This window comes from Ancylomarina sp. 16SWW S1-10-2 (assembly GCF_009669305.1).
In the GTDB taxonomy this organism is placed as follows: domain Bacteria; phylum Bacteroidota; class Bacteroidia; order Bacteroidales; family Marinifilaceae; genus Ancylomarina.
Genome location: NZ_SADB01000046.1, coordinates 1 through 3,173, shown reverse-complemented (window position 1 = coordinate 3,173; position 3,173 = coordinate 1). Strand labels below are relative to the sequence as shown.

At 47.5% G+C, this 3,173-nt stretch carries 1 tRNA gene and 1 rRNA gene; both read left to right on the top strand.

The annotated features are described in order from the left end of the window. Positions 1-5 precede the first annotated feature (5 nt). Positions 6-79, top strand: a tRNA-Ala gene (locus EMN46_RS18365). 128 nt (positions 80-207) lie between these two features. Continuing rightward, positions 208-3,089 (top strand): 23S ribosomal RNA (locus EMN46_RS18360). Positions 3,090-3,173: the final 84 nt, after the last annotated feature.

Here is a 3,173-nt window from a genome sequence, read left to right as displayed (position 1 = left end):
TTTATGGGGGATTAGCTCAGTTGGCTAGAGCGCCTGCCTTGCACGCAGGAGGTCATCGGTTCGACTCCGATATTCTCCACTCGATACATATTTGGTATTAAAAGTTCTTTGACATATTGAAATACAAAAAAAGTAGAAGTAATCTAAGTAAAGAAAACAACGATTGATTTCGTTGGTTATTTTTAGCAATAGAAATARCAAGCATAATAATAAGTAATTAAGAGCGTATGGCGGATGCCTTGGCTCTCAGAGGCGATGAAGGACGTGATAAGCTGCGATAAGCTTCGGTAAGGTGCAAATAACCGCTTAACCCGAAGATTTCCGAATGGGGCAACCCACCTACTTWGTAGGTATCCCGCAAGGGAGGCAAACCCGGAGAACTGAAACATCTAAGTACCCGGAGGAGAAGAAAACAAAAGTGATTCCCTTAGTAGTGGCGATCGAAAAGGGACCAGCCCAAACCAGTGTTGTTTCGGCAATGCTGGGGTTATAGGACTACAATATGATAAAGTGCGTGAAGTGGAACGCTTTGGAAAGAGCGGCYATAGAGAGTGAAAGCCTCGTACACGTAAGCAAYCWGCATCTAGTAGTATCCTGAGTAGTGCGGAACACGAGAAATTCTGTATGAATTTGCCAGGACCATCTGGTAAGGCTAAATACTCCTGAGAGACCGATAGTGAACAAGTACCGTGAGGGAAAGGTGAAAAGCACCTCGAATAGAGGAGTGAAATAGTACCTGAAACCATACGCTTACAAGCGGTCGGAGCACCTTYGGGTGTGACGGCGTGCCTTTTGCATAATGAGCCTACGAGTTACTCCTCACTAGCAAGGTTAAGGTCTTAAGGACCGGAGCCGAAGCGAAAGCGAGTCTGAATAGGGCGAAAAAGTTAGTGGGGGTAGACGCGAAACTTGGTGATCTACCCATGGTCAGGCTGAAGCTCTGTTAATCCAGAGTGGAGGGCCCAACCCGTTGACGTTGAAAAGTCTTGGGATGAACTGTGGGTAGGGGTGAAAGGCCAATCAAACTGAGAAATAGCTCGTACTCCCCGAAATGCATTTAGGTGCAGCGTCAGAGTAAAGAGTTATAGAGGTAGAGCTACTGATTGGATGCGAGGGCTTCATCGCCTATCAAATCCAGACAAACTCCGAATGCTATAACTTATATCTGGCAGTGAGCCCGTGGGTGCTAAGGTCCACGGACGAGAGGGAAAGAACCCAGACCATCAGCTAAGGTCCCCAAATGTATGCTAAGTTGAACAAACGTGGTAAGATTGCATAGACAGCTAGGATGTTGGCTTGGAAGCAGCCATTCATTTAAAGAGTGCGTAACAGCTCACTAGTCGAGCGATCTTGCGTGGATGATAATCGGGCATAAGTATACTACCGAAGCTATGGACTTACGTTGAAAGATACGTAATTGGTAGGGGAGCATTCTAAACMGCGTAGAAGGTGTGTGGTAATGCATGCTGGAGCGTTTAGAAAAGCAAATGTAGGCATAAGTAACGATAATGCGGGTGAGAAACCCGCACGCCAATAGACTAAGGTTTCCTGATCAACGCTAATCGGATCAGGGTAAGTCGGGACCTAAGGGGTAGCCGAAAGGCGAACTCGATGGACAATCGGTTAATATTCCGATACTCGTTTTAACTGCGATGTGGTGACGAAGAGATGAAARTGCCGCGAACTGACGGAATAGTTCGTTGAAGGCCGTATGCTATGAGAGATGTAGGCAAATCCGCATCTTGAGCTGAAAGCTGATAGTACCTCAATGCTTCGGCAGCGAGGATAGTGCATGTAATTTGACTTCCAAGAAAACCCACTAAGCTTCAGGTTAAAAWGACCCGTACCTCAAACCGACACAGGTAGTCAAGTAGAGAATACTAAGGCGCTCGAGTGATTCATGGCTAAGGAACTCGGCAAAATAACTCCGTAACTTCGGGATAAGGAGTGCTCTCAGTGATGAGAGCCGCAGTGAAATGGCCCAGGCGACTGTTTATCAAAAACACATGGCTTTGCAAAAACGAAAGTTGAAGTATAAGGCCTGACACCTGCCCGGTGCCGGAAGGTTAAGTGGAGATGTTATCTTCGGAGAAGCATTGAAATGAAGCCCCGGTAAACGGCGGCCGTAACTATAACGGTCCTAAGGTAGCGAAATTCCTTGTCGGGTAAGTTCCGACCTGCACGAATGGTGTAACGATCTGGGCACTGTCTCAGCCATGAGCTCGGTGAAATTGTAGTATCGGTGAAGATGCCGATTACCCGCAACGGGACGGAAAGACCCCGTGCACCTTTACTGCAGCTTCACATTGATTTTGGGTAAGTAACGTGTAGGATAGGACGGAGACTACGAAGCGGCATCGCTAGGTGTTGTGGAGTCAACCTTGAAATACGTCCCTTTGCTTATCTGGAGTCTAACGTCTGACGACGGACAGTGTGTGGTGGGTAGTTTGACTGGGGTGGTCGCCTCCAAAAGAGTAACGGAGGCTTCTAAAGGTACCCTCAATACGTTTGGTAATCGTGTGAAGAGTGCAATGGCACAAGGGTGCTTGACTGTGAGACCGACAAGTCGATCAGGTACGAAAGTAGAGCATAGTGATCCGGTGGTTCCGTATGGAAGGGCCATCGCTCAAAGGATAAAAGGTACGCCGGGGATAACAGGCTGATCGCTCCCAAGAGCTCATATCGACGGAGCGGTTTGGCACCTCGATGTCGGCTCGTCACATCCTGGGGCTGGAGAAGGTCCCAAGGGTTGGGCTGTTCGCCCATTAAAGTGGCACGCGAGCTGGGTTCAGAACGTCGTGAGACAGTTCGGTCCCTATCTGTTGTGGGCGTTAGAAATTTGCGAGGATCTGACTCTAGTACGAGAGGACCGGGTTGGACTAACCTCTAGTGTATCTGTTGTGGCGCCAGCTGCATTGCAGAGTAGCTACGTTGGGCAGGGATAAGTGCTGAAAGCATCTAAGCACGAAGCCTACCTCAAGATGAGATTTCTTTAAAGGGTCGTTGGAGACGACAACGTTGATAGGCCACAGATGTAAAGGCAGTGATGTCAAAGTCGAGTGGTACTAATTACCCATAAGCTTATGAATGCAGAAGTCAATGATTGAATTCTGAACAAAACTTACAACTACTTTTTTTTTCAATATGTCTATGATATTTGTTGACAGCTAGTG